Origin of the sequence: Anaerobium acetethylicum (assembly GCF_900096945.1) — a bacterium.
Lineage (GTDB): Bacteria > Bacillota > Clostridia > Lachnospirales > Lachnospiraceae > Anaerobium > Anaerobium acetethylicum.
Genome location: NZ_FMKA01000004.1, coordinates 26,300 through 49,298, shown reverse-complemented (window position 1 = coordinate 49,298; position 22,999 = coordinate 26,300). Strand labels below are relative to the sequence as shown.

22 protein-coding genes are annotated in these 22,999 nt (G+C 44.2%); all 22 read left to right on the top strand.

Annotated features, from left to right (window positions below; translation table 11 throughout):
* The 22 genes from wecB to BJR36_RS05435 all read left to right on the top strand — a co-directional run bounded on the left by wecB (position 1) and on the right by BJR36_RS05435 (position 22,992).
* On the top strand, positions 1–1,125 hold the full coding sequence (gene wecB / locus BJR36_RS05540) for a non-hydrolyzing UDP-N-acetylglucosamine 2-epimerase (RefSeq protein WP_091231305.1): 1,125 nt from the start codon (positions 1–3) through the stop codon (positions 1,123–1,125).
* A gap of 194 nt (positions 1,126–1,319) precedes the next feature.
* Positions 1,320–2,390 (top strand): glycosyltransferase, encoded by a 1,071-nt coding sequence (locus BJR36_RS05535; protein WP_091231302.1) that lies wholly within the window; start codon positions 1,320–1,322, stop codon positions 2,388–2,390.
* A 176-nt stretch (positions 2,391–2,566) separates the two neighbouring features.
* Positions 2,567–4,105 (top strand): lipopolysaccharide biosynthesis protein, encoded by a 1,539-nt coding sequence (locus BJR36_RS05530; RefSeq protein ID WP_091231300.1) that lies wholly within the window; start codon positions 2,567–2,569, stop codon positions 4,103–4,105.
* The gene (locus BJR36_RS05525) at positions 4,102–5,211 is read left to right on the top strand and encodes a glycosyltransferase WbsX family protein (protein ID WP_091231297.1); all 1,110 of its coding nucleotides are present in this window, start codon (positions 4,102–4,104) and stop codon (positions 5,209–5,211) included. The genes BJR36_RS05530 and BJR36_RS05525 overlap by 4 nt, the downstream gene beginning before the upstream one ends.
* 770 nt (positions 5,212–5,981) lie before the next feature.
* A complete protein-coding gene (locus BJR36_RS05520) occupies positions 5,982–6,563 on the top strand; it encodes a hypothetical protein (RefSeq protein ID WP_091231296.1) in 582 nt (193 codons plus the stop codon).
* Entirely contained in the window at positions 6,564–7,220 is a 657-nt protein-coding gene (locus tag BJR36_RS05515) for a class D sortase (protein ID WP_091231294.1), read from the top strand. It begins immediately after the preceding gene.
* A gap of 11 nt (positions 7,221–7,231) precedes the next feature.
* A complete protein-coding gene (locus BJR36_RS05510) occupies positions 7,232–8,095 on the top strand; it encodes a hypothetical protein (protein WP_091231292.1) in 864 nt (287 codons plus the stop codon).
* A gap of 84 nt (positions 8,096–8,179) precedes the next feature.
* Positions 8,180–8,917: a CpsB/CapC family capsule biosynthesis tyrosine phosphatase gene (locus BJR36_RS05505; RefSeq protein WP_091231289.1), complete on the top strand. Its 738-nt coding sequence runs from the start codon at positions 8,180–8,182 to the stop codon at positions 8,915–8,917.
* A gap of 16 nt (positions 8,918–8,933) precedes the next feature.
* Entirely contained in the window at positions 8,934–9,680 is a 747-nt protein-coding gene (locus BJR36_RS05500; RefSeq protein WP_091231284.1) for a YveK family protein, read from the top strand.
* Between the two features lie 3 nt (positions 9,681–9,683).
* On the top strand, positions 9,684–10,427 hold the full coding sequence (locus BJR36_RS05495) for a CpsD/CapB family tyrosine-protein kinase (RefSeq protein ID WP_091231281.1): 744 nt from the start codon (positions 9,684–9,686) through the stop codon (positions 10,425–10,427).
* Between the two features lie 37 nt (positions 10,428–10,464).
* Positions 10,465–11,208, top strand: a complete 744-nt coding sequence (locus BJR36_RS05490; RefSeq protein ID WP_091231278.1) for an immunoglobulin-like domain-containing protein — start codon at positions 10,465–10,467, stop codon at positions 11,206–11,208.
* 181 nt (positions 11,209–11,389) lie between these two features.
* Positions 11,390–12,799 (top strand): sugar transferase, encoded by a 1,410-nt coding sequence (locus BJR36_RS05485; RefSeq protein WP_091231274.1) that lies wholly within the window; start codon positions 11,390–11,392, stop codon positions 12,797–12,799.
* 811 nt (positions 12,800–13,610) lie between these two features.
* The gene (locus BJR36_RS05480) at positions 13,611–14,858 is read left to right on the top strand and encodes a nucleotide sugar dehydrogenase (RefSeq protein ID WP_091231272.1); all 1,248 of its coding nucleotides are present in this window, start codon (positions 13,611–13,613) and stop codon (positions 14,856–14,858) included.
* Between the two features lie 5 nt (positions 14,859–14,863).
* Positions 14,864–15,325: a PssD/Cps14F family polysaccharide biosynthesis glycosyltransferase gene (gene pssD / locus BJR36_RS05475; RefSeq protein ID WP_091231270.1), complete on the top strand. Its 462-nt coding sequence runs from the start codon at positions 14,864–14,866 to the stop codon at positions 15,323–15,325.
* Entirely contained in the window at positions 15,325–15,786 is a 462-nt protein-coding gene (pssE, locus tag BJR36_RS05470; RefSeq protein ID WP_091231268.1) for a PssE/Cps14G family polysaccharide biosynthesis glycosyltransferase, read from the top strand. Before pssD ends, pssE begins: the two co-directional genes overlap by 1 nt.
* A 4-nt stretch (positions 15,787–15,790) precedes the next feature.
* Positions 15,791–16,864, top strand: coding sequence for a glycosyltransferase family 4 protein (locus BJR36_RS05465; protein ID WP_091231265.1), 1,074 nt, complete (start codon positions 15,791–15,793; stop codon positions 16,862–16,864).
* Entirely contained in the window at positions 16,854–17,954 is a 1,101-nt protein-coding gene (locus BJR36_RS05460; RefSeq protein WP_091231262.1) for a glycosyltransferase, read from the top strand. Before BJR36_RS05465 ends, BJR36_RS05460 begins: the two co-directional genes overlap by 11 nt.
* On the top strand, positions 17,935–19,224 hold the full coding sequence (locus tag BJR36_RS05455) for an O-antigen ligase family protein (protein ID WP_091231258.1): 1,290 nt from the start codon (positions 17,935–17,937) through the stop codon (positions 19,222–19,224). The genes BJR36_RS05460 and BJR36_RS05455 overlap by 20 nt, the downstream gene beginning before the upstream one ends.
* Positions 19,202–20,848 carry a glycosyltransferase gene (locus BJR36_RS05450; RefSeq protein WP_207648823.1) on the top strand — a complete coding sequence of 549 codons (1,647 nt, stop codon included), beginning with the start codon at positions 19,202–19,204 and terminating at the stop codon, positions 20,846–20,848. The genes BJR36_RS05455 and BJR36_RS05450 overlap by 23 nt, the downstream gene beginning before the upstream one ends.
* On the top strand, positions 20,841–21,176 hold the full coding sequence (locus BJR36_RS21120) for an acyltransferase family protein (RefSeq protein ID WP_091231251.1): 336 nt from the start codon (positions 20,841–20,843) through the stop codon (positions 21,174–21,176). The genes BJR36_RS05450 and BJR36_RS21120 overlap by 8 nt, the downstream gene beginning before the upstream one ends.
* Positions 21,177–21,186: 10 nt before the next feature.
* Positions 21,187–21,819 carry a hypothetical protein gene (locus BJR36_RS05440; RefSeq protein ID WP_091231248.1) on the top strand — a complete coding sequence of 211 codons (633 nt, stop codon included), beginning with the start codon at positions 21,187–21,189 and terminating at the stop codon, positions 21,817–21,819.
* A 9-nt stretch (positions 21,820–21,828) separates the two neighbouring features.
* A complete protein-coding gene (locus BJR36_RS05435; protein ID WP_091231246.1) occupies positions 21,829–22,992 on the top strand; it encodes a glycosyltransferase family 4 protein in 1,164 nt (387 codons plus the stop codon).
* The last annotated feature ends 7 nt before the right edge of the window (positions 22,993–22,999 follow it).

Here is a 22,999-nt window from a genome sequence, read left to right as displayed (position 1 = left end):
ATGAAAAAATTAAAGGTAATGACTGTGGTTGGAACAAGGCCTGAAATCATCAGGCTGTCGGCGGTGATTGGCAGGCTGGAGGAATCAGAGGCCATAGACCACGTGCTGGTCCATACGGGCCAGAACTACGACTATGAGCTGAATGAGATCTTCTTCAGGGATTTCCACCTGAGGAAGCCGGATTATTTCCTGGAGGCGGCTCTGGGGACGGCGGCTGAGACAATAGGAAACATTCTGACCAAGATCGATCCTGTCCTGAAGGAAGTGAGGCCGGATGCCTTCCTGGTGCTCGGAGACACCAACAGCTGCCTCTGCGCCATAGCGGCAAAACGCAGGCACATACCGGTCTTCCATATGGAAGCAGGCAACCGGTGCTTCGACGAGCGTGTGCCTGAGGAACTGAACAGGAAGATCGTGGACCATATCGCTGACATCAACCTGACCTACAGCAGCATCGCCAGAGAATACCTGCTCCGGGAAGGCCTTCTGCCGGACAGGGTCATCAAGACGGGAAGCCCCATGCCGGAAGTGATCAGGTCAAGGCTCTGGGACATCGAGAATTCCGACGTCCTTGAGCGGCTGAACCTTCAGGAGGGCAATTATTTTGTAGTCTCCGCCCACAGGGAGGAAAACATCAATTCCGAAGAGAATTTCCGGGACCTGGTGGACAGCCTCAACGCGGTGGCAGAGAAGTTTGGGCTCCCGGTCATCATGAGCACCCATCCGAGGACCAGGATCATGCTGGAGGCCAAGGGCATCGAGTTCAACCCCCTGATCCAGACCATGAAGCCCCTGGGCTACAATGATTACGTAAAGCTCCAGCTCAAGTCAAAAGCGGTCTTAAGCGACAGCGGCACCATCAGCGAGGAGTCCTCCATACTGGGATTCCGGGCCCTGAACATACGCCAGGCCCATGAAAGGCCGGAGGCGATGGAAGAGGCTGCGGTCATGATGACAGGCCTGAAAAAGGAAAGGATCATGCAGGGATTGGCAGTCCTGGAGACCCAGACCAGCGAAACCCTGAGGCGGGTCGGAGACTACGGCATGCCAAACGTCTCCGAAAAAGTACTCAGGATCATCCTCTCCTACACGGATTATGTCAACCGCGTAGTTTGGGGGAAATAAGCAGGACGTGATGTAAAACATGTTCATTCGCAGCGCGCTCTCGCTTAGATGAAGACGTAGCGGTACGTAAGGACGCACAATACGCGTCCTAAGTACCGACGTCTTCATAAAGCTGCTCATCGAATCATGTTTTACATCACTGCGTGTTGGATGGCGAAAGTGCAAATCGATGAAGCCGGAAGGGAGGGGTTCCCGTGGAACAGGACAGAATCACTATCATCATACCGGTCTATAATGTAGAGTCCTACCTGGCGGAATGCCTGGACAGTGCGGTGGGACAGAGCTGGAAGAATACGGAGATCCTGCTGGTGGATGATGGCTCCACGGACGGTTCGGGTGCGATCTGCGACAGCTACGCCCTGAAGGATGCCAGGGTAAGGGTCCTTCATAAGAGGAACGGGGGCGTGTCTGCGGCCAGGAACGATGCGCTGGATATGGCGACCGGAAGGTTTGTGACCTTTATAGACAGCGACGACTGGATTGATCCGGACACCTGCAGGGCAGCTTATGAGGCCATGGAAGAGCACGGAGCCGACGCCGTCCTATGGCCCTATCTGAGGGAGATGGGAGACAAGACCAAGAAGAGGGAACTGTTTCCCGAGGATGTGCGCATCTTCGAAGGGGACGAGGGGAAGGACAGCGTCAGGGACAACATCCAGAGGCGCATGATCGGCCTTGTGGGAGAGGAGCTGCTCCATCCCGACAGCGCCGATTCCCTGGTATCCGTCTGCATGAAGCTCTACAGGACCAGCATCATCCGGGACAACGGTCTGCGGTTCGTGGATCTGAAGGAAATCGGCTCCAGCGAGGACGCCCTTTTCAACCTGGAATACTTCGGGCATGTGAAAAAATGCGTCTATATCAACAGGTACCTCTACCATTACAGGAGGACCAACGCCGCCTCTGTGACCACGAAATACAGGCCCCAGCTCTACAGCCAGTGGGACCGCCTCTACGACAGGATGGAGGATTATATAGAAAGCAATCATCTGGGGGAAAGCTACAGGACAGCCCTTGACAACCGCATCGCCCTTGGCCTCATCGGCCACGGCTTCAACGAGCTGAACAGCGGAGCCGGCACCCTGGAACAGATCAGAAAGATCAGATACATCATCAGCAGGGAGCGGTATCAGAGGGCCTGCAGGAACCTGGATCTCAGATATTTCCCCATCCACTGGAAGGTATTCTTCCTGTGCGGAAAGAGGAAGTCCGCAACGGGAATCTGGATCCTTTCCCGGACGATGGAGATGCTGAGGAAGCTGTAGTAATGAGGACGTGATAGCTGGCGGAAGTGCAAATTGACGAAGTTGAACGTTAGAAGAAAAGAAGCAAAAGAAAAGCAAAACAGAAGCAGGAGAAAAGCAAAAGAGAAGCACAAAAGAACCAGAAAAGACGCAGGATAACACCAGCATAACAGACAGGAAAGCCGGGGGGCATTGACATGAAAACCGAGTCCAGGATCAGAAATTCCATCAGAAACACAGCATACGTGCTTGCAGGGCAGACTGTCACCATCATCATGCAGTTCATCCTGCGGAGCGTGTTCATACGGTATCTGAGCATCAGCTATCTCGGCGCCGAAGGGCTCTTCACCAACATCCTGTCGGTACTGTCCCTGACGGAGCTTGGCCTTGGGGCAGCCCTGGTGACAAATATGTACAAGCCTCTCGCCCTGAAGGACACCAGAAGCATCAGAGCCCATATCAATGCATACAGGAAGGTCTATGCCCTCATCGGCGCAGTCATCGGCGTGGCCGGTCTCTGCCTGGTTCCATTCCTTCCCTACCTGATCAAGGATGCATCGGCCATCGAAGGGCTGACCTCCATCTACCTCCTGTACCTGACTGACTCCGTATTCACCTATTTCTTCGCCCACTACAGGGCCATGCTCAGCGCGAACCAGCAGGACTACATCAATACCATAAACAGGAGCATCTTCATCGTGCTCCAGGTGATCGTCCAGATCATCTGCCTCTTCCTGTTCAGAAATTTCCTGCTGTACCTGGTAATCAAGATTGCCTTCAACCTTCTGGCGGGATTCAGCATTTCCCGCACAGTCAGGAGGATGTTCCCCTACCTGAAGGAGAAGGACGGCAGCAGGATCACCCCTGAGGAGAAGCAGACCCTGGTCAGGAACGCAGTGGGGATATTTTCCCAGAGGGTTGGATTTACCGTCATGAACGGCACCGACAACATCGTGATCTCCACCTTTTTAGGAAGCGTCGCCGTTGGCCTCTACTCCAACTACAGCCTGGTGGTCAGCACCATCTCTACCTTCATCGGCCTTGCCATGTCGGCGGTCCAGGCCAGCATCGGCAACCTCTGCGCAGTGGAGGAAAGCGGGAAGACCAGAGCCAGTTTCCTGAACGTGGACTTCGTGTATTTCTGGATCTACAGCTTTGCATCGGTCTGCCTCAGCGTGCTCATGACGCCCTTCGTCAGGATCTGGCTGGGGGACAGGTTCGAGATCGGCACGGCAGTCATCATCGTCTGCGTGCTGAATTTCTACTTCGCAAATTCCAGGCAGGCGGCCCTTGCCTTTGCAACTGCCAACGGCCTCCTCTGGAAGCTGAAGCTGAAGGCCATCGTGGAAGCCGTACTGAACCTGGTGATTTCCATCGCTCTGGTGCGCCCCCTGGGCATGCTGGGGGTATTCGTCGGAACCTCCATCAGCACCCTCGCCACCAGCGTCTGGATAGAGCCTTATATCCTGTATAAATACTATTTCAGGGAAAGCGTCCTTCCCCACTATATAAAATACGCAGGAAACCTGGCAGCCACAGCCGCCGCCTATCTGGCCTGCACGTTTTTAGGGGGCCTGGTGCCCGTGGCCGGCCTGACCGGCTTCCTCATCCGCTGCATCATCTGCATCATTGTGACAAACGTTCTATACATCATCTTTTTCCATAAGACCGAGCAGTTCAGGTACCTGAAGGACCTGATCAAAATGATGCTTGGCGACAGGAGGCACAGAACATGAAAATCATCGCATTCTATCTGCCCCAGTTTCATGAAATACCGGAAAACAACCTCTGGTGGGGAAAGGGGTTCACCGAGTGGACCAACGTGAAAAAAGCAGAACCCCTGACCGCAGGCCACAACCAGCCCAGGCGCCCCCTGGACGGCAACTACTATGACCTGACCGATCCGGACGCCCTCAGGTGGCAGTCCGCCCTTGCAAAAAAATACGGGATCTACGGCTTCTGCTACTACCACTACTGGTTCGACGGGAAGCTCCTCCTCCAGAAGCCGGCGGAGATCATGCTGCAGGACAGGACCATCGATCTGCCTTTCTGCTTCTGCTGGGCAAATGAGACCTGGACCAACTCCTGGGTAGACAGGAGCGACAAGGTCCTCATCGAGCAGACCTACGGTGGCAGGGACATGTGGAAGGCCCATTTCGACTACCTCCTCCCTTTCTTCCGGGACGACAGGTACATCAAGATAGAAGGAAAGCCCCTGGTCATCCTCTACAGGCCCCAGCTCGTGAACGACTGGGCTGAGATGGCAGCGTACTGGAAGGAGCTGGCAGCAGAGCAGGGAATCCCCGGCCTGGTCCTGGCTTACCAGCAGTACGGCTACGACCACAAGAGAGATCCCGGGGGAGAAGCTTTCGACTTCGGCATCGAATACCAGCCCTCCTATGCCATCCATGAACTGACAGACAGCACCAGCCTGCACCAGGACATCGTGACCCGTGCAGAGCGGCGCATCAACCGTGCCGTCCCGGCCCTGTTCAAGAACAGCGGCCTTACCATATACGACTACGACGAGCTTTGGAAGCGCATCCTGGACAGGACGCCCGCCAATAAAGAAATGGTGCCCGGAGCTTTCGCCGACTGGGACAATACCGCCAGGAGGAAGGACCGCGGGTCCTTCTGCCGGGGAGTCACCCCGGAGAAATTCGAACAGTACCTGACCCTGCAGCTGAAGCGGGCGAAGGACGTCTATGAAAAGGACATGCTCTTTCTGTTCGCATGGAACGAGTGGGGCGAATGCGGCTACCTGGAGCCGGACACCCACAACAATTACAGAATGCTGGAGGCAGTGCGGAACGCACTGCGGCAGACAGAGGAAACCAAATAGTATAAAATGAACAAATCCAGTATAAAGTGAACAACATTAGTATAGAAGGAGCCGTATTCATACGTGATAAAACGGCAGTCCTGATTTTGCCCCCCCAATCCCCGCAGGAGCTTTAACTCTCCTTGTTTCTGCGGGGATTTTTTAGGCTCTGTCACAATATGATATTGATAACAAGAACATTTATTCCCTTGATTTATTTCCTTCATGCGAACCTGTCGGAATTTCCGACAGGTTCGCAATTTCGTCCTATGATATAAAAAAGGCTCTATGTTATGTAAACCAAATTCTGCAAAATATCCAGGAGACTAAAAATAAAAACACATTTTTACAGATTGTACTGGAAAAAAAACAATATATTGGTTGAATAAATCCAGTAAGAGTGTTACATTTATAACGGTAAAAGGAACCGATTATGCAAACAAGTGCAAAGATAGTGCAAAAACATACATATCATCATATAGAAGAAATCCTATCTGCCTGTTGAAATCATACAGATGCGCGACTGTTCAGGACCAGCTCCTTTCAAGTCACACAGAATTCTGACCTGCATATCTGCAGGATTGCAAATTCATAATGTTAGATTCATAATTATACAGAATGACGTGATCCATAGCCACATAAGCGCTTTCCTTAACAGAATACGAGAAAAATTGGCGGTTCATGTCCATGATCATCTAAAGGATGCAGGGACTGATGCCGATAAAGATATATATTAGGATACACCATACTATTCAAGACAATCGAATTAACTCAAGGGGGACAAGAAAGAAATGAGAAGCAGAAAACTTAGCACAGCAATCGTCGTTGCATTAACTTGCACGCTCTACTCAACAGTCGCTTTCGCGGCAACAGGCTTAAATGCACAGGAACAGGCCATTCTGACACAGCTTAAAGCGGGTGTTACAGTTGGAGGAACAACTTACAACATTCCTGCAGAATACATCAACCAGGCTGAAACCGAATTCATGAAAGACGGTGTAGACGTGACTGGAGACCAGGCAGGCGTCATCAGCGCAAATATCGCAGAAGCTGCAGCAGTTATGCAGAAAGCAGGCGTTACAGATCCTAAGGCTTTATCAGCTGCAGACCAGAAAGCAATCATGGCAGCAGTACAGGAAGCGGCTGCAGCCATGGATTACAAGGTGTCGATCGATACCGCAGCCTCACCGGTAACAGTAACCGTTATCGGCGAAAGCGGATCAACCGTGTTCTCTAACAAGAACGTGATCAACCAGACTGGATACGATCTCAACGCTACAGTAGCAGTGATCGCATTCCTTGCAGTAGTAGCAGCTGCAAGCGTAACAGTAGCATCTAAAAAGAAATTATTTGTTGGCCAGACAGAAGCATAAATGAATGACAGAATGAAACGATTAATGGCATATTTCTATATGCCATTAATTTTTACGTTAGCAGGCTATCTGGTTATTTATATCGCGGTAAGGCCCATCGCAGAGCTTGCAATGGGGCTTGGCAGCATGGTGGTTGCCGCCGAGGCGCCGGATTTTTCACCCAACACCAATTCCATCTTCGAACCGGAAAAGGAATTGACGGAAAGGGCTACAGTTCCTATAAGTGAAGTGGTGATACCTGAATATTCTACTCATTATGGACAGCTTACCTGCGGGAAGATCGGGCTCGATGCACCGGTGTACTTCGGCGACGACAGGGGAATCCTGAAGGTCGGCGCAGGCCAGTACAACGGCAGCTATATGCCTGGATTTGGAAAGACCATCTTGCTTTCGGCACACAACACCACCTATTTCGCCCCGCTCCAGTATATCGGGGCCGGCGATGAGATCACCTTCACCACGAACTACGGCGTATACGTCTACAAAGTGACGGAAACGAAGGTCCTCCACAAATCCGACGAGTCGGCCTACAGCCTGACCCAGGATAAGGAGCAGCTCGTCCTGTATACCTGTTATCCCTTCGAGATGCTGGTCGGCACAAAACAGGACAGACTGTTCGTTTATGCAGACAAGATATCCGGGCCGGATGTAGAATAGGGGGGATGGACATGAAGAAGGACAGAAAAAGAAACAAAGGAACAAGGACCGCAAGGTTCATCATCAGCGCCATCATAGGCTTCATACTGACCATCGTACTGACGGCCATGACCTATATGCTCGGGCTGTATCTTGGATTTTTCAATGAAGGGCTGATCCTGGATCATCTGAACAGGAACAACTACTACAACGGCGTCCTTGCATACACCTATGACAGCGGCGAATCCATCGCACTTCCCATCGGACTTCCGGCGGAGGTGTTTGAAGACGCCATCACCCTGGACATGGTCTACCAGGATGTGAGGGGCTACATGGAAGCCTCCTTTAACGGAATCAGCTATGAGGTCGACACCACGCAGCTCCAGGAGAACCTGGCGGCAAACGTAGAGGCCTATACCACAGGAACAGGCGTCGTCCTCACCGATGAGCAGAAGAACAACGTCACGGAGTTCACGAAGCAGATCGCGGCCGATTATACGGAAAACGTGAAGATGCCATTCCTGTCCTATTTCGTCAAGGCAAAAAACTTCTATACGAAGATCCTTGTGATCGCCCTTCCCGTATGTCTTCTGGTTTCACTGGCACTGGGAGCGGTCATATTCAGACTATACAGATTCAAGCACAGGGCGCTGCGGTTCATCACCTACAGCACCATCGCAGCCGGGTTCATGAGCATCATCCTTCCGGCAGCGGTACTGTTTACCAGGTTCTATGAGAGGCTTACCATTACGCCGGAATATTTCTACCAGTTCGTGTCCACCTATGTGTCAAAGGGCATTCAGGCATTCCTGTATCTGGGAGCGGTGTGGCTTGTCATATCCGCAGGAACCATCATTGCGACGAATCTTATGAGAAAAAGCGTTCTGAACAGTTAGGGTTAACTGTTCAGAAGCCCCAGAGGACGGGCCAGAACCCGTGTCCCCGCCATAGAAAACAGAGATAAAAAAGTGGAGCAGAGCATGAAGGGATATATCGATATACACTGCCACATCCTGCCAGGTGCGGATGACGGCCCGAAGACAATGGAAGACACCATCAACATGATCAGGCTGGCCCATGAGCAGGGGATATCCCACATGATCGCGACCCCCCACTATCACCAGGGCAGATACGGACGGCCTTCCAGCGAGCTGATCAGCAGGCTGAAGGAAGTCAGGGAGGCGGTCAGACAGGCCGGCCTTCCAGTCAGGCTGTCCTTAGGAAACGAGATCTACTACAACGGCAGCGTCCTTGAAAAGCTCGAGAGCAGGAGGATCCTGACCCTCGGAAAGACCAGCTACATCCTGGTGGAGTTCTCGCCGGCGGAGGATTACCGCCACATGAGCGACGCCCTCCACGGCCTTCTCCTTGGCGGCTACAGGCCGGTTCTGGCCCATGCCGAACGGTACAGCTGCCTGCGGGAAGACATCGGCCGGGTGAAGGAGCTGGTGCGTATGGGCTACTACATCCAGGTCAATGCGGCAAGCATCCAGGGTGACGCAGGCTTCTTCGTGAAGAGATTCACAGACAAGCTCATGAAGGAAGACCTGATCCATTTTGCTGCCACGGACGCCCACGGCACGGGCTCCAGGTCGCCGAAGATACAGGGCGGCATCAGAAGGATGGAGAAGAAATACGGAGAGGACTATGTCAGGACGCTGTTCTGCGATAATCCGAAAAAGCTTTTAGAGAATGAAATCATAGATGCAAAAAGATAAGAGAGGAAATAACAGCATGGAACCGAATAACAACCAAAGCCCAGATGAGCTGGAAATAGATTTAAAGCAGCTGGTGTTCATACTCCTTGACAAGCTGTGGATCATACTTCTGGCAGCCATCACCATCGGCCTTGCAGCGTTCATATTCAGCAGATTCATGATTGATCCAATATACGAATCGACTTCAAAGGTATACATCCTGAACCGCCAGGATACCGGCACCACGACACTGAGCGACATCCAGAGCTCCACGCAGCTCACCAAGGACTACCAGATACTCATCAAGAGCAGGCCGGTCACGGAACAGGTCATCAGCGGACTGGACCTGAACCTCACTGCAGAAGCGCTCAGCGAAATGATCACGGTCAACAGCCCTGTGGATACCCGTATCCTTGAGATCACGGTTTCGAATACGGACCCGTACATGGCAAAGAACATCGTAGACGAGCTCACGGAAGTGTCCTCCGTCAGGATCGCCGAGGTCATGGACATTGAGAAGGTAAATGTGGCAGAAGACGGAAACCTTCCCACAGCACCGGTAAGCCCGAGCATCATGAAGAACACGGCAATCGGCGCGGTCTTAGGGATGGTCCTTGCCTGCGCGGTGATCCTCCTGATCTTCATCCTGGACGATTCCATCAAGGACGAGAGCGACATTGAAAAATACCTGAACCTCAGCGTCCTGGGATCGATTCCCATGGCGGAAGAAGAGAGCAAGGGCAGGAAAAAAGATAAGAAAAAAGACGGAAAGAAAGGCAGGTAGGATATGCAGCATATAAGCGTCGGTTTAGAACAGAAAATGGATTACTATATGAGCGAATCCTTCAAGAGCCTCAGGACCAACATCCTCTTCTGCGGCAGCGAAAACAAGGTAATTGCCTTTACAAGCTGTACGCCCAATGAAGGAAAGTCCTCCGTTTCCCTGAAGATGGCCATTTCCATGGCGGAAGCCGGAAAAAATGTCCTCTTCATCGATGCCGACCTGAGAAAGTCGGTGCTGGCGGGATGCTACAAGCTTGACAAGCCTCTGAGAGGCCTCTCCCATTTCCTTTCGGGACAGGAGAAGTTCGACGAGGTGGTGTGCGTGACGGAAATCGAGAACCTGCACATGGTGTTTTCAGGACCGGTTCCTCCGAACCCGGCCGAGCTCCTTGGAAACAGGAAGTTCGAGCTCCTGCTGAATGAGCTGCGCAAGGTGTATGACTATGTCATCATCGACACGCCGCCTCTGGGGTACGTCATCGATGCGGCGGTTGTGGCTGAACAGTGCGACGGCGCCATCATGGTAGTGGAGTCCAAGGCAGTCAGCTACAAGTTCGCAGGCAAGATCAAGGAACAGCTGGAGCGGAGCAACTGCAAGATCCTGGGCGTCGTCCTCAACAAGGTGGAACGCAGGGAAAGAGGCCTCTACGGCAGGTACTATGGCGGATACTACGGCAAGTACTACGGAAAATATTACGGCAAGTACTACGGCAAGTACTACGGGCATGAAGAGAACAAGGATAAATAGCACCAGCTGAAAATAGAATGTAAAAGGGGAGGACAACATGCGGAAGACAGCAATAGTCGGAATTTCCTGCTTCATTGTTATGGTGCTGGCTGGAATGGGCATTTACATGATAGCAGCGGAGGACCGGAAAGGTCCCGAAATCGTTTTTGACAGCAGGGAAATAAGCTACAGGAAGGGCGGAGACGAGGCCCTCCTGCTGGAAGGCGTGACAGCCGTGGATGAACGGGAAGGCGACGTCAGCGACTCGCTGATCGTGGAAAGCATCATCCCCTTCATAGACGGGGACACCCTGAAGGTGATCTACGCTGCCAAGGACGGCAGCAACAACATCACCAAGAGCAGCAGGGTAATTACATACAGAAGCGATTCTGAAGCGGATGAAGAAGAGGGAGCCGAAGCCGGGGAAGAGGATGCAGGCGCTGCGACCGCGGGAGAGAGCGGGGATGGCGAAGAGGAGAAGGATACAAAAAGCAAGGATGCGAAAGACAGCAACACCGTTGATTCTGAGGGAAATGACGATGTTGAAGGGGAGATGCCGGCGCTTGTGCTGACAGTGAACAAGGTCACTCTGAAAAAGGGTGAGGCCTTCAACTACATGAACTACATTGAATCTATTACCGATAATGAGGACGACGAAAGAACCCTTTTCAGACGTCTGAGGGTAAACGGTGACGCGGTGGATACAGACACCACCGGAACCTACGAGATCCTGATCTCAGTAGTGGATACGGATGGAAACAGGTCGGAAGCAGAGACGCTTATAGTGAATGTAGTAAAATAGAAAAACCGTGGGGGGCGGCAATGGAGCCGGAACCCGTCGGGGACGGAAATTTTATGGCAGTACGGTTAAGAGGCGCTCGGTCTTCCGCGGCATCCCTGGAAAGGGATCTGATATGAAGAAGGGCGCTCATTTTTTTGCGCCAAAAACAGAAGCGAGCAGATGATGAAGGGGGATACAAGGAATGTACGAAAATATCAAATCCGGCTGGGGAAAGCATTGGGACTTTATTCTCATTGATGCGGCCGGACTGCAGATTACATTTGTCATGGCTTACATGCTCAGGAACGGCCTGCGCCTTCCGTATGAGTATATCAAGTATGCCAAGCTGGCCATGTTTATACTGATGGCTGATCTGTGCATCGGCTTTTTCTTTGAAAGCTACAAGAACATCCTGAAGAGAGGACACTGGCAGGAGTTCAAGGCTGTGGTCATGCATACGACGACGGTGATGAGCCTGATATTCATCTACCTGTTCGTCATGAAGGAAACGACTTATTTTTCAAGGATCATGCTCATTTCATACTGGATCGTATCGGTGCTCTATATCTTCGATGCGAGGGTGATCTGGAAGATGCTGGTCCTGCGGAAGGTGAAGACCAGATGCGACAGGAACATCATCCTGGTGGTGTCTTCGGACCTGGTAGACGACACGGCTAAGAAGTTCCAGTCCTACCAGTACAACGGCTACATGATCAAGGGGATCGCGGTCATTGACAGGGACCTGCGTGGCAGCCGCCGTGCCGGATTCCCGGTACTGGCCTGCGGCGAGGACCTGGTGGAATATATCGGCACCCATATCATCGACGAGGTGTTCATCAATCTGCCAAGGAGCATGGACATCCCGGTAGATCTGCTGGATGCCTGCAGCGAGATGGGGATCACAAGCCATATCGCCTTCATGCCTTACACGGATCTGACGAGCAATGAGGTGGTCGAGAAGATTGCGGGGTATACGGTGTTTACCAGCAGCTTCAAGATGGCAAGCCTGAGGCAGTTGTTCCTGAAGCGGGCGATTGATGTCTGCGGAGGCCTGGCAGGGACGTTGATCGTGCTGGTGGCCACGGTGTTCGTGGCGCCTGGTATCTGGCTGCAGAGTCCCGGGCCGGTGTTCTTCAAGCAGAAGAGGGTCGGGAAGAATGGAAGGACGTTCTACCTGTATAAGTACAGGTCCATGTATATGGATGCGGAGGAACGGAAGAAAGAGCTCATGGCTCAGAATGAGATGTCGGGGTTCATGTTCAAGATGAAGGATGATCCGAGGATCTTTCCGTTTGGGAAGATATTGAGGGATTATTCGATTGACGAGCTGCCACAGTTCATCAATGTGCTGAAGGGGGATATGAGTCTTGTAGGAACAAGGCCTCCAACCGTGGATGAATATGAGAAGTATGAACTGCATCACAGGAAGAGGCTGGCGACGAGGCCGGGGCTTACGGGGATGTGGCAGGTGAGTGGCAGGAGCGATATTACGGATTTTGAAGAGGTTGTGGCGCTGGATGCGAGGTATATTGAGGAATGGAATATTGGGTTGGATTTGAAGATATTGTTGCAGACGGTGATGGTGGTAATTGGGAGAAAAGGGTCGAGGTAAATCCTTTTTAAGGGTTTGTTTTATAAATGCGACATAATATGAATACGGCATAATAGGGACAAAAGCAGGTAGTCCTAGATGGGAGGTCTGCTGAGTTCATATTTTCTTACCCGAGAAAATGAACAAAAACCTTGTAAAATCAAGGAGTTTTGACACTCGAGGAGGGGAGAGCCGTGTTCAGCGATTGGAAGAAATTCTGATTGCTGATTATCATGTTTTGAACAAAAAAATCAAAAATCGGATTATGAGTTATAGATGAGATAGATGAGATGGGATGTCCACATTGACAAAAATAGTTCAGAAGACTGTGGGAGAGATAAGAATGGGGAAATATTTTGGCACTGGTGGCTTCCGTGGATAAGCAAACATGAATTTGATAGCAGATCATGCCTATAAGGTGGGTAAATAAATACCTTGAACAATTGAAAATTCCATTCATACGCCGGGAATACCCACCGTCGAAATGCCAGTTGAGTCCTTTACCACTGTATATGAGTGAGGATAGCATAGGTCATGAGATCAAGGCCCCTATTTTCATAACACACCGAAATAGAGGTTATTGGGATTAAAGGAGCATAGGTAGATGAGATTGTTGGGCTGATAGGGTGAGACCGGAGTGTGCTCATGAAAAAATCCACCACTAAACAGAAAACCTAAATTGGTTCTCCCGGTGAGGAGAGAGTTTAGATGTTTTGTTTAGTGGCTGATATAGAGAAGCACCGGGGTACGGCGTGGATAACCACAATGATGTGGAAAAGAAAAACGGGCCCGCAGGGGCATTGGAAAATTAGTAACAAAGAGGAGCAAAACGATGAGAAAATTTGAAGATTTAAAAATTGCAGTCGCAGGAACTGGATATGTTGGTCTGTCACTGGCCGTTTTATTATCTCAGCATCATGAAGTGACAGCAGTGGATATAATCCCTGAAAAAGTAGAAAAGATAAATAAAAAGATCAGTCCTATTCAGGATGAATATATTGAAAAGTATTTAGCTGAGAAAGATCTGAAGCTGAAAGCCACAACAGATGGTGAGACTGCATATAAGGATGCAGACTTCGTAATTATCGCAGCTCCTACGAACTATGACAGCAATAAGAACTTCTTTGATTGTTCTGCTGTGGAAGCTGTTATTGAGCTTGTGCTTAAAGTAAATCCGGAAGCAATGATGGTCGTTAAGAGCACAATTCCTGTGGGTTACACAGTTTCAGTGAGGGAGAAGTATGGAACGAAGAATATCATTTTCAGCCCAGAATTTTTAAGAGAGAGTAAGGCACTCTACGATAATTTATACCCTTCCCGAATCATCGTTTCTTGTGATGAAGAGTCAAGGGAAGCAGCTGAGATGTTTGCAAAACTCCTTGTGGAAGGAGCAGAGAAAGAAAATATCGATGTTCTCCACATGGGATTTACTGAGGCAGAGGCAGTCAAGTTATTTGCTAATACGTACCTCGCTCTTCGAGTTTCTTACTTTAACGAATTAGACACCTACGCTGAAACAAAGGGATTGAATACAGAAGAAATTATTAATGGTGTGTGTCTTGATCCTCGCATTGGAACTCATTATAACAACCCATCATTTGGTTATGGTGGATATTGTTTACCGAAGGACACAAAGCAGTTACTTGCTAATTTCGCAGACGTACCTCAGAACATGATCTCAGCAATTGTTGAATCTAATAGAACGAGAAAAGACTTTATCGCGGACCAGGTACTCAATATGGCTGGTTATTACGATTATTTCAACTGCGGAGATTATTCAAAAGAGGATGAAAAGGAATGTATTATTGGGGTGTATAGACTCGCGATGAAGAGTAATTCTGATAATTTCCGTCAGTCATCTATCCAAGGTGTAATGAAGCGTATTAAAGCTAAAGGCGCAACCGTAGTTATTTACGAACCAACTCTCGAAGACGGTGAGACTTTCTTTGGAAGTAAGGTCGTTAATAATTTGGAAGCGTTCAAGAAACAGTCAATGGCTATTATCGCTAATCGTTATGATGTTTGTCTTGATGATGTGAGCGAGAAAGTTTGCACGAGAGACATTTTTAAGAGGGATTAATTGATATGGGAAAAAAGTTGTGTTTTGCTGCTTCATCAGGTGGACATTTTGAACAGCTTTCTATGCTGAAACCTCTTATGGAAAAATATGAGAGCTGTGTAGTAACAGAAGAAACTGAATACAAAGCTGTGATTAAAGGGCAGAAGATGTACTACATGCATCAGGTTAATCGTAAAGAAAAATCGATGCCACTGTGGATGATTGTCAATGCATTCAAGAGCTTAAAACTGATGATTGTTGAAAAGCCTGATGTGATAATCACAACTGGGGTTCTCGCAATGATTCCTCTTTGCCTTTTAGCTAAGCTCTTTGGAAAGAAACTTGTGTACATAGAGTCATTCGCAAAGGTTTCATCTCCAACGGAAACCGGAAAGCTTATGTATAAGTATGCTGACATATTTTACGTGCAGTGGGAGTCAATGAAGAAATTCTATCCTAATGCAATATTCCTGGGAGGAATTTACTGATGATTTTCATTACATTAGGTTCACAAAAGTTTCAGTTTAATAGGCTGCTTAAAGCTGTAGACGAGTTAAAAACAGATGAAGAGATATTTGCTCAGATTGGATATAGCGATTACAAGCCAGTAAATTATAAGTACAAAGAATTTCTCGACAGAGATGAATTTGCTGATGTCATGAGTAAGTCGGATATAGTTATTACTCACGGTGGCACTGGTGCAATTATTGGGGCTGTAAAAAAGGGAAAGAAAGTAATTGCAGTTCCAAGATTGGCTAAATATGGAGAGCATGTTGATGATCATCAAATCCAGCTGATTGGGCAATTTAAAGAATTAGGTTTGATTTATGCGTGTGAAGATATGAATCTACAGAAGGCATTAGATGTAGTGAAGAAGACTGAGTACAATGAATATAAGAGTAACACGCAGACAATAATTAAGAGCTTAGAGGAATTTATAGAGGGGTGAAATTGTGGTTAAAGTATTAATGGTGGGAAATGATTCATCTGTTAAAGGTGGAATTACAAGCGTAATAACACAAATGCTTTCGCATGATTGGGTAGCAGATGGCGTAGAAATGAAATTTATTCCTACCTATATTGAGGCTAACAATTTCAAAAAAATTATATTTTTTGAAAAGGCATACTCAAAAATAAAGACGGAAATAAAAACAAATAAACCAGATGTAGTTCATATTCATATGTCTTACAAGGGTAGTTTTACTAGAAAGTTTTTGATTCATAAATTGTGTAGGAATAATGGGATTCCTGACATCATTCATTTACATGGATCAGAGTTCAAAAAGTGGTATGACTCTTCTAATCAGAAGAAACAGAAAGAGATTAGAACCTTACTAAAGGAAGCAAGTGCTTTTATAGTGCTTGGTGAAAAATGGAATAAAGTTATTAAAGAGATAGAGCCTACAACTAACACAGTTGTAGTTAACAATACAGTACATATTCCTGAAGAAACCGTTAAATGGGCAGAGCCGCTTAATATTTTATTCTTAGGTGTTTTGATAAAAAGAAAAGGGGTTTCGGATTTACTAAAGGCTACAAAGTTACTCAAAGATGATTTGGGAAATAATAAGTTTAAGATAATTATTGCCGGTAGTGGTGCAGAAGAAGAAAACCTAAAAAATGAATTTGAAGAATTAAAGATAGATGATGTTGTTAATTTCGTTGGATGGACTGATGGTGAAAAGAAACAGAAATTGCTGAGAGAGTGCCAAATGTTGGTGCTTCCTTCCTATAATGAAGGATTGCCAATTGCTATTCTTGAAGCTATGAGCTATGGAATGCCTATAGTTGCTACGGATGTTGGGGATATATCCTCAGCTGTTATTGATGGAGATAATGGCTATTTAGTAGATCCTGGTGATGTAAAACAGCTTACGAATGCTATAAAAAAACTTATTAATATAGATGAATTTACAAAATTGAGTGTTGGTTCGAAATCAATATGTTATAACAATTTTTCGGATTCTTTATATTTTAAACGTTTATTGGATTTGTACCAGGCAAGGTGGTGTTGCAATGAAAAATAGAAATATTGCTTTCGTTATGCATAGATTTACAGGCGGCGGAGCGGAACGTATTACAATAACCCTTGCTAACGAATTGAGCAAAAGAGGATACAAGATTACATTTTTGGTTAAAGAGAATAATGGTGATTTTAATAGTAGTTTGTCTCATGATATTAACGTTATTGAACTTGGAACAAGTAAATATATCTTTTTTAAGAACCTAGCAAGCCAGTTGAGAAACTATACTGAAGTTTTTTTGGTTTCTCTTGGAATGAGCTTTTTTACACTTCTGGCAAAATTTTTTTCAAATGCAAAATGTAGACTTTTTATAGTGATACACAATACTACTAGTTCAGAAAAAATAGATCATAAAAAAGCAAAGTTCTTTATTCTGCGACATTTAGATTATCTAGTTGAAAAAACAATTGTTGTGTCAAACGAAGCAAGACTAGATTACATCGATAGTATAGGTGTAAAAGATGAGAAGACGGTAACAATCTATAACCCAGTTGTTTCAAGAGAACTAAAAGAAAAAATGTCAGTTCCTTTAAATTTAGATGAATATAAAGGACTACCAATTATTGTAGCTGCTGGCAGATTGACGAAGCAAAAGAATTATGAATTAATGCTAAAAACTTTTAAAGAGGTTTTAAAGAAAAAAGATGCTTATCTATTGATTTTAGGACAAGGAGAACTTGAGAACGCATTGCATAACCTTTCAGACCAATTGAATATAACAGATCGTGTAGTATTTAAAGGATTTGAACAGAATCCATATAAATATTTCTACAATGCTGATTGCTTTTGGATGACATCACTTTGGGAAGGTTTGCCTACTGTAATGATTGAGGCTATGGCATGTGGCTGTGTTCCGGTAAGTACAAATTGCAAATCTGGCCCAAAAGAAATATTGGAGGACGGAAAATATGGCATTTTGACATCCTTTGAAGAAGATGAAATATCAGAAAGCATTATTGGATTTTTATCTGGGAGATTTAGATTTGAAAAAGATGAAATTATAGAAAGATCTGAAGTATTCAATTTAGAAAATGCGGTTTCAAAGTATGTAGATTTAATGGAGGACTATAGTAATGAAAATATCAAAAAATAAGTTGTTAATATACATATTGACATTTATTATAGTTTATCAGGACTCATTAATTAGTATTACACATTTAGGATTTCTAGATCATATAGACGAACTTTTCATTTTGTTTTTTGTCGCTAGAGCAATATTCTACTTAGCAAAACGTAGTAATATATCTTCGTTAACTACCAAAATATTCATACTTTTGTCGTTATTTTGGGTGGTAGGAGTTGTAAGTTGCCTTATTCACAGTTCTTATAGATTTTCTTCACTATTAATGGCAAGCATTTTGATGGTAAAAATTTATCTTTTAATAATGTCTCTTATAATTCATCCAATTAAGGAAAAGACGTATTACCATTTTGTAGATGCCCTTTTGTTTGCTGGAAAAATTACAGCTGTTACTGGTATCGTCAATTTTATTGCTCCTTCATTATGGACGAAATTAATTCCGTTTGCCTATGACTATACGAGACAAGGACTACCGTCTGTAATGGGGTTATTTATTCATGCTGGGCAATATGGATGGTTCATGTTGTTTATAAGCATACTTTACTATTCAAAATATAGGACAAATAAGGAAAAGAGGTCACTATATTTATTTATTGTTTATGCATGTTTGGCATGCTTATCGATGAAAGTCAAAGTAGTATTAGGAATTGCTACAATTTTATTATTTGATTCGTTTGTGCTACAAAAAAAGAGAATTGATGCAAAAAAAATCATCATTCCATTCATTGGCGTAGGTTTTGTTATATTCTTTTTTGGAGGGTTAATAAGCGAAACCTATCAGATGTATTTTACGGATTCAGGTGGCAGCGCCAGATATGCATTTTTAGTTGGTTCGTTATCAATTATAAAGGACTTTTTCCCTTTAGGCGTAGGATTTAGTAAATTTGGAACATATTATGCTCAAGTTAATTATTCAGAATGGTATTACGCTTATGGATTAAACACGGTTTGGGGACTCAAGCCTGGAAATATTTTCTTCGGTATGGATACATTCTGGCCTGCAATTATGGGGGAGACAGGAGTACTTGGAACAATTATTTATGTAGTGCTTTTGGCAACTATTATGAAAGCGTTATATCGAAATTATAAGACAGATGTATCAGTTAATGGCAAGTCTTGTTCTTTTATCGCTTTATCTTCGTTATTAGTATTCGTCCAGGCCTTGGTGGAATCAACCGGAGAGCAAATATTCAACAGTTCGCCACAAAACATAGTTATAGGTATAATGGTTGGATTTGCTTTATCAAAAAAATTAAGGAATGGAATTAAAATATATGATTAGTAGTAAAAATGATTTTGACGAATATTTGATACTTGATAATGTTGCAAATGGAAACAGAAAAACGATTGTAACTAAATGGCAGAAGCTGTATCGCAAGTATGAATACTATAGAAATTGTAAATGTACATATATATTTTATCCGTATATTTACTTTTTAAAAAAAAGATTTGAATCCTTATCTATAAAATTAGGATTTTCTATACCAATTAATGTATTTGGCTCAGGATTGAGTATAGCGCATTATGGAACAATTGTTGTTAATGGTAATGCAAGAGTAGGTAAAAACTGTAGAATCCAAGAAGGTGTGACCATTGGCGCCACTAATGGTGAAACTGCTGCTCCGATTTTTGGAGATAATGTTTTTATTGGATCCGGCGCTAAAATTATTGGAAATATAAAGATTGCCAATGATGTTTGTATTGGTGCTGGGAGTGTTGTAGTAAAGGACATTTTAGAGGAAGGTATAACGGTAGCTGGTGTACCCGCTAAGAAAATTAGTAATAAAAATTCACATTCAAATTTGAATGCAGCTTTGTTTCAGGACTTAAATATGAAGATTTGCTTTTTCTCTGGAAATATAACAAGGACCGGTGGAACAGAAAGAGTTTCTCTTCTGATTGCAAACGAACTTGCAAGTCGAGGATACGATATAAGTATTTTGAGTTATGAAAATGGAGAGAAGGCTACTTTTGAGAAGGAAAAGGAAATAAACTTATATTCTTTGCATATGGAAAATGCAAAAGGAAAAATAAAAAGAAAAGTTTTTCCGTATATAAGACTTCTTAAATTCTTGAAGAAAGAGAAACCGGATGTTTTGATTGATATTGATGTTCTATTGTGTTTATATTCCTTGCCATTAAAGTTGTTTTGCAAGGTGAAAATGATTGCCTGGGAACATTTTAATTTTAGCTCTAATAATGGTGTTAAGAATAGAGATAGAGCACGTGTTCTTGCAGCCAAATATGCTGATAAAATAATTGTATTAACCAAGGCGGATCTTGAAGAATATAAGAAGAATTTAAAAATCAAGCATTCTATTGATTACATATATAATCCTACTGTGGGAGATAGCGCAAAAGTTAACTTTGATTTGAGAGAAAATGTTGTTATAGCCAGTGGTAGATTGGCCTACCAAAAAAACTTCTTAGAACTTCTTGAAATATGGAATGAAATAGAAGCAAATCACAGTGATTGGAAACTTATTATTTGCGGGAGTGGAGAAGAAGAAGCTGAACTGAAAGGCTATGTAAACAAACAACAACTTAAAAATGTTGTATTTGCTGGGTTTGTAAAGAACATTGAAAACTACTATAACAAATCCAAAATAATGGTAATGACCTCTAGATTTGAGGGCTTTCCAATGGTGTTGTTGGAAGGACAAAAAGCTGGCTTACCTATAATTTCATATGATTGTTTTACTGGTCCTAGCGAGATTGTTATCGATGGAAATGATGGTTTCCTGATCGAGCAAGGGGACAAAGAAACATTTGTAAGAAAATTAGACGAACTGATGAGTAATGAGGTGGAATTAACTTCTTTCTCTGAAAATGCATATCAAGATTCAAGGCGTTTTAATATAGATAAAATAGTAGACAAGTGGGAGGAGATTCTAGGTAATGGATAAATACCAAAGTAAGCTTTTGAAAGTATTTGCGATAATGCTGATGGTATTTCATCATTGCTTTGCATTCCCTGATCGAATTTCGAATACTTTTGTTGTAAGCACAAGTATTCAAAAGTTGGCAGAAGGCTGCAGATTGTGTGTGCCGATATTTATTATTATATCAGGGTATGGCTTTGGTAGGAAAATATTAAATGACAAAATATCATGGAAGTATTCTTTGGTTAAGACTGTCCAGTTCTATTCATTTTACTGGTTTATTATGATTATTACATTGCCCTACGGATTTATCGGGGGGGGGGTACAGACTAGAAGATTTTTCGTTTCTTGAACTGCTAGGCTTGCAAAGTAATTTTAATAAAGAGTGGTGGTTTGTAGGATTATATGTATTACTGCTGCTTTCATCACCAGCTTACCAATTTATTTACAAACAAGGCAAAATAAAATTCTTTGTTATCACAAGTTTGATTTATGTTGTTGGAATAATTATTCCTAAAATAACGGATTCTAATATTTTCATAAATGGGGTAGAAAATTTCTGCGTGTATCAGTACCCAATGAGTATAGGAATCCATTTAGCTGATGTCGATTTAATTAATAGAGTAAAAAAACAAAAGTATTCAAAGATTTTATCACCGGTTTTGGTGGTAGTAATGCTCTTAATACGTTCATTTACTGTAAGACAAGTATATAGGCTTGATGCTTTTATTGTCGGTATTTTAATTTTAGCTTTTTCTGTATTATCGAGTAAGACGGCTGAAAAGATTGTTCAACTGTTTCCTGGTAATACTATAACAATTATGTGGTTAACGCATACGTTCTTTTGCTTCTATTACCTTAATAATCTTGTATATGGTATGCAATCTCTTTTGATGGCGTTCACTCTAACGTTTGTGCTTAGCTATGTGGTAAGTTTTGTTATTAATTATATTTATGAAATATCTGTGAAAAGAATTATTAGAACTATTTGTTGAGGAGGGTATATGAGTAAATTCCTAATTTTCATGGAGAAATCCTTGCTAAAACCTGTTGGTGGACCAGCTGGATATCTCTATACATTATATCAAGAAGATATAAAGAGAAGTAATCAATTAAATTTTTTAACTCATTTAGGAGAAATTGAAGACACTAGTGTAGCAGTTTCTTCTAGCTCTAGTGTTAAAGAAAGCATAATTAATGAATTTAGAACAATCAAGCATGTCGTGATAGGAAATAGAAGCGAAGATATCGAAAGCAATGAATATGCTTTAATACATTTTCATAGAACTTCTGATGTTTATAAATTCAGAAAAAGCCTGAAGAAATACAAAGGAGTTGTTGTTTTAACTTCTCATTGCCCAACTTTAGGTTCTATTGAAACATATAATGGCAAGAAAAGATGGGAACAAATCTTGTTTTGGCCTGTTTTTAAGTTATCCGAAATGGCTGATAAACGTTCGTTTGGCCTAGCCGACTATATAGTCTTTCCATGCGAGGAGGCAGAAGAGCCGTATATACATGCATGGAACGGGTTTGAAAAGTTTAAAAGCGAAAACTCAGAAAAATTTAGATATTTGCTCACTGGTACAAATAAAAGAACTGCCAAAGTTAGTAGAGATGAGATAAGATCAAAATTTAATATTCCTCTTGATGCTAAGGTTATTTGTTATGTTGGCAGACATAATGAAATTAAAGGATATGATAAACTTGAAGAATTTGGAATTAAATTGCTGGAAAAATACCCGGATGCTTATATTTTAGTGGCAGGCAAGGAGGAGCCGATTAAGGGGCTGAATCATCCGCACTGGATCGAAGTAGGTTGGACTAATGATCCTCATTCTTTGATAAATGCAAGCGATATATTTGTACTTCCTAATAGAGAGACTTATTTTGACTTAGTCTTATTGGAAGTCTTATCCTTGGGAACAATACCGCTGATTTCTCATACTGGTGGAAACAAGTATTTTGATAAAGATGCTTATGAAGGAATTTTTGTTTATAGAGATGACGAAGATTTCTTTAGAAATGTTGAGAATATATTTAAGCTAGATATCAAGCAACTAGATAAATTAAGAAAATCTAATAGACAACTTTTTGAAACAGAGTTTGACGTCCCTGTTTTCTATGAAAACAACGTAACAATGTTGAATGAATGCTTAAAAAAATAGTGAAAGA

Coding starts and splice junctions, on each gene's coding strand:
- wecB (WP_091231305.1), top strand. CDS start 1: ATGAAAAAATTAAAGGTAATGACTGTGGTTGGAACAAGGCCTGAAATC.
- BJR36_RS05530 (WP_091231300.1), top strand. CDS start 2,567: ATGAAAACCGAGTCCAGGATCAGAAATTCCATCAGAAACACAGCATAC.
- BJR36_RS05525 (WP_091231297.1), top strand. CDS start 4,102: ATGAAAATCATCGCATTCTATCTGCCCCAGTTTCATGAAATACCGGAA.
- BJR36_RS05520 (WP_091231296.1), top strand. CDS start 5,982: ATGAGAAGCAGAAAACTTAGCACAGCAATCGTCGTTGCATTAACTTGC.
- BJR36_RS05515 (WP_091231294.1), top strand. CDS start 6,564: ATGAATGACAGAATGAAACGATTAATGGCATATTTCTATATGCCATTA.
- BJR36_RS05510 (WP_091231292.1), top strand. CDS start 7,232: ATGAAGAAGGACAGAAAAAGAAACAAAGGAACAAGGACCGCAAGGTTC.
- BJR36_RS05505 (WP_091231289.1), top strand. CDS start 8,180: ATGAAGGGATATATCGATATACACTGCCACATCCTGCCAGGTGCGGAT.
- BJR36_RS05500 (WP_091231284.1), top strand. CDS start 8,934: ATGGAACCGAATAACAACCAAAGCCCAGATGAGCTGGAAATAGATTTA.
- BJR36_RS05495 (WP_091231281.1), top strand. CDS start 9,684: ATGCAGCATATAAGCGTCGGTTTAGAACAGAAAATGGATTACTATATG.
- BJR36_RS05490 (WP_091231278.1), top strand. CDS start 10,465: ATGCGGAAGACAGCAATAGTCGGAATTTCCTGCTTCATTGTTATGGTG.
- BJR36_RS05485 (WP_091231274.1), top strand. CDS start 11,390: ATGTACGAAAATATCAAATCCGGCTGGGGAAAGCATTGGGACTTTATT.
- BJR36_RS05480 (WP_091231272.1), top strand. CDS start 13,611: ATGAGAAAATTTGAAGATTTAAAAATTGCAGTCGCAGGAACTGGATAT.
- pssD (WP_091231270.1), top strand. CDS start 14,864: ATGGGAAAAAAGTTGTGTTTTGCTGCTTCATCAGGTGGACATTTTGAA.
- pssE (WP_091231268.1), top strand. CDS start 15,325: ATGATTTTCATTACATTAGGTTCACAAAAGTTTCAGTTTAATAGGCTG.
- BJR36_RS05460 (WP_091231262.1), top strand. CDS start 16,854: ATGAAAAATAGAAATATTGCTTTCGTTATGCATAGATTTACAGGCGGC.
- BJR36_RS05455 (WP_091231258.1), top strand. CDS start 17,935: ATGAAAATATCAAAAAATAAGTTGTTAATATACATATTGACATTTATT.
- BJR36_RS05450 (WP_207648823.1), top strand. CDS start 19,202: ATGGAATTAAAATATATGATTAGTAGTAAAAATGATTTTGACGAATAT.
- BJR36_RS21120 (WP_091231251.1), top strand. CDS start 20,841: ATGGATAAATACCAAAGTAAGCTTTTGAAAGTATTTGCGATAATGCTG.
- BJR36_RS05435 (WP_091231246.1), top strand. CDS start 21,829: ATGAGTAAATTCCTAATTTTCATGGAGAAATCCTTGCTAAAACCTGTT.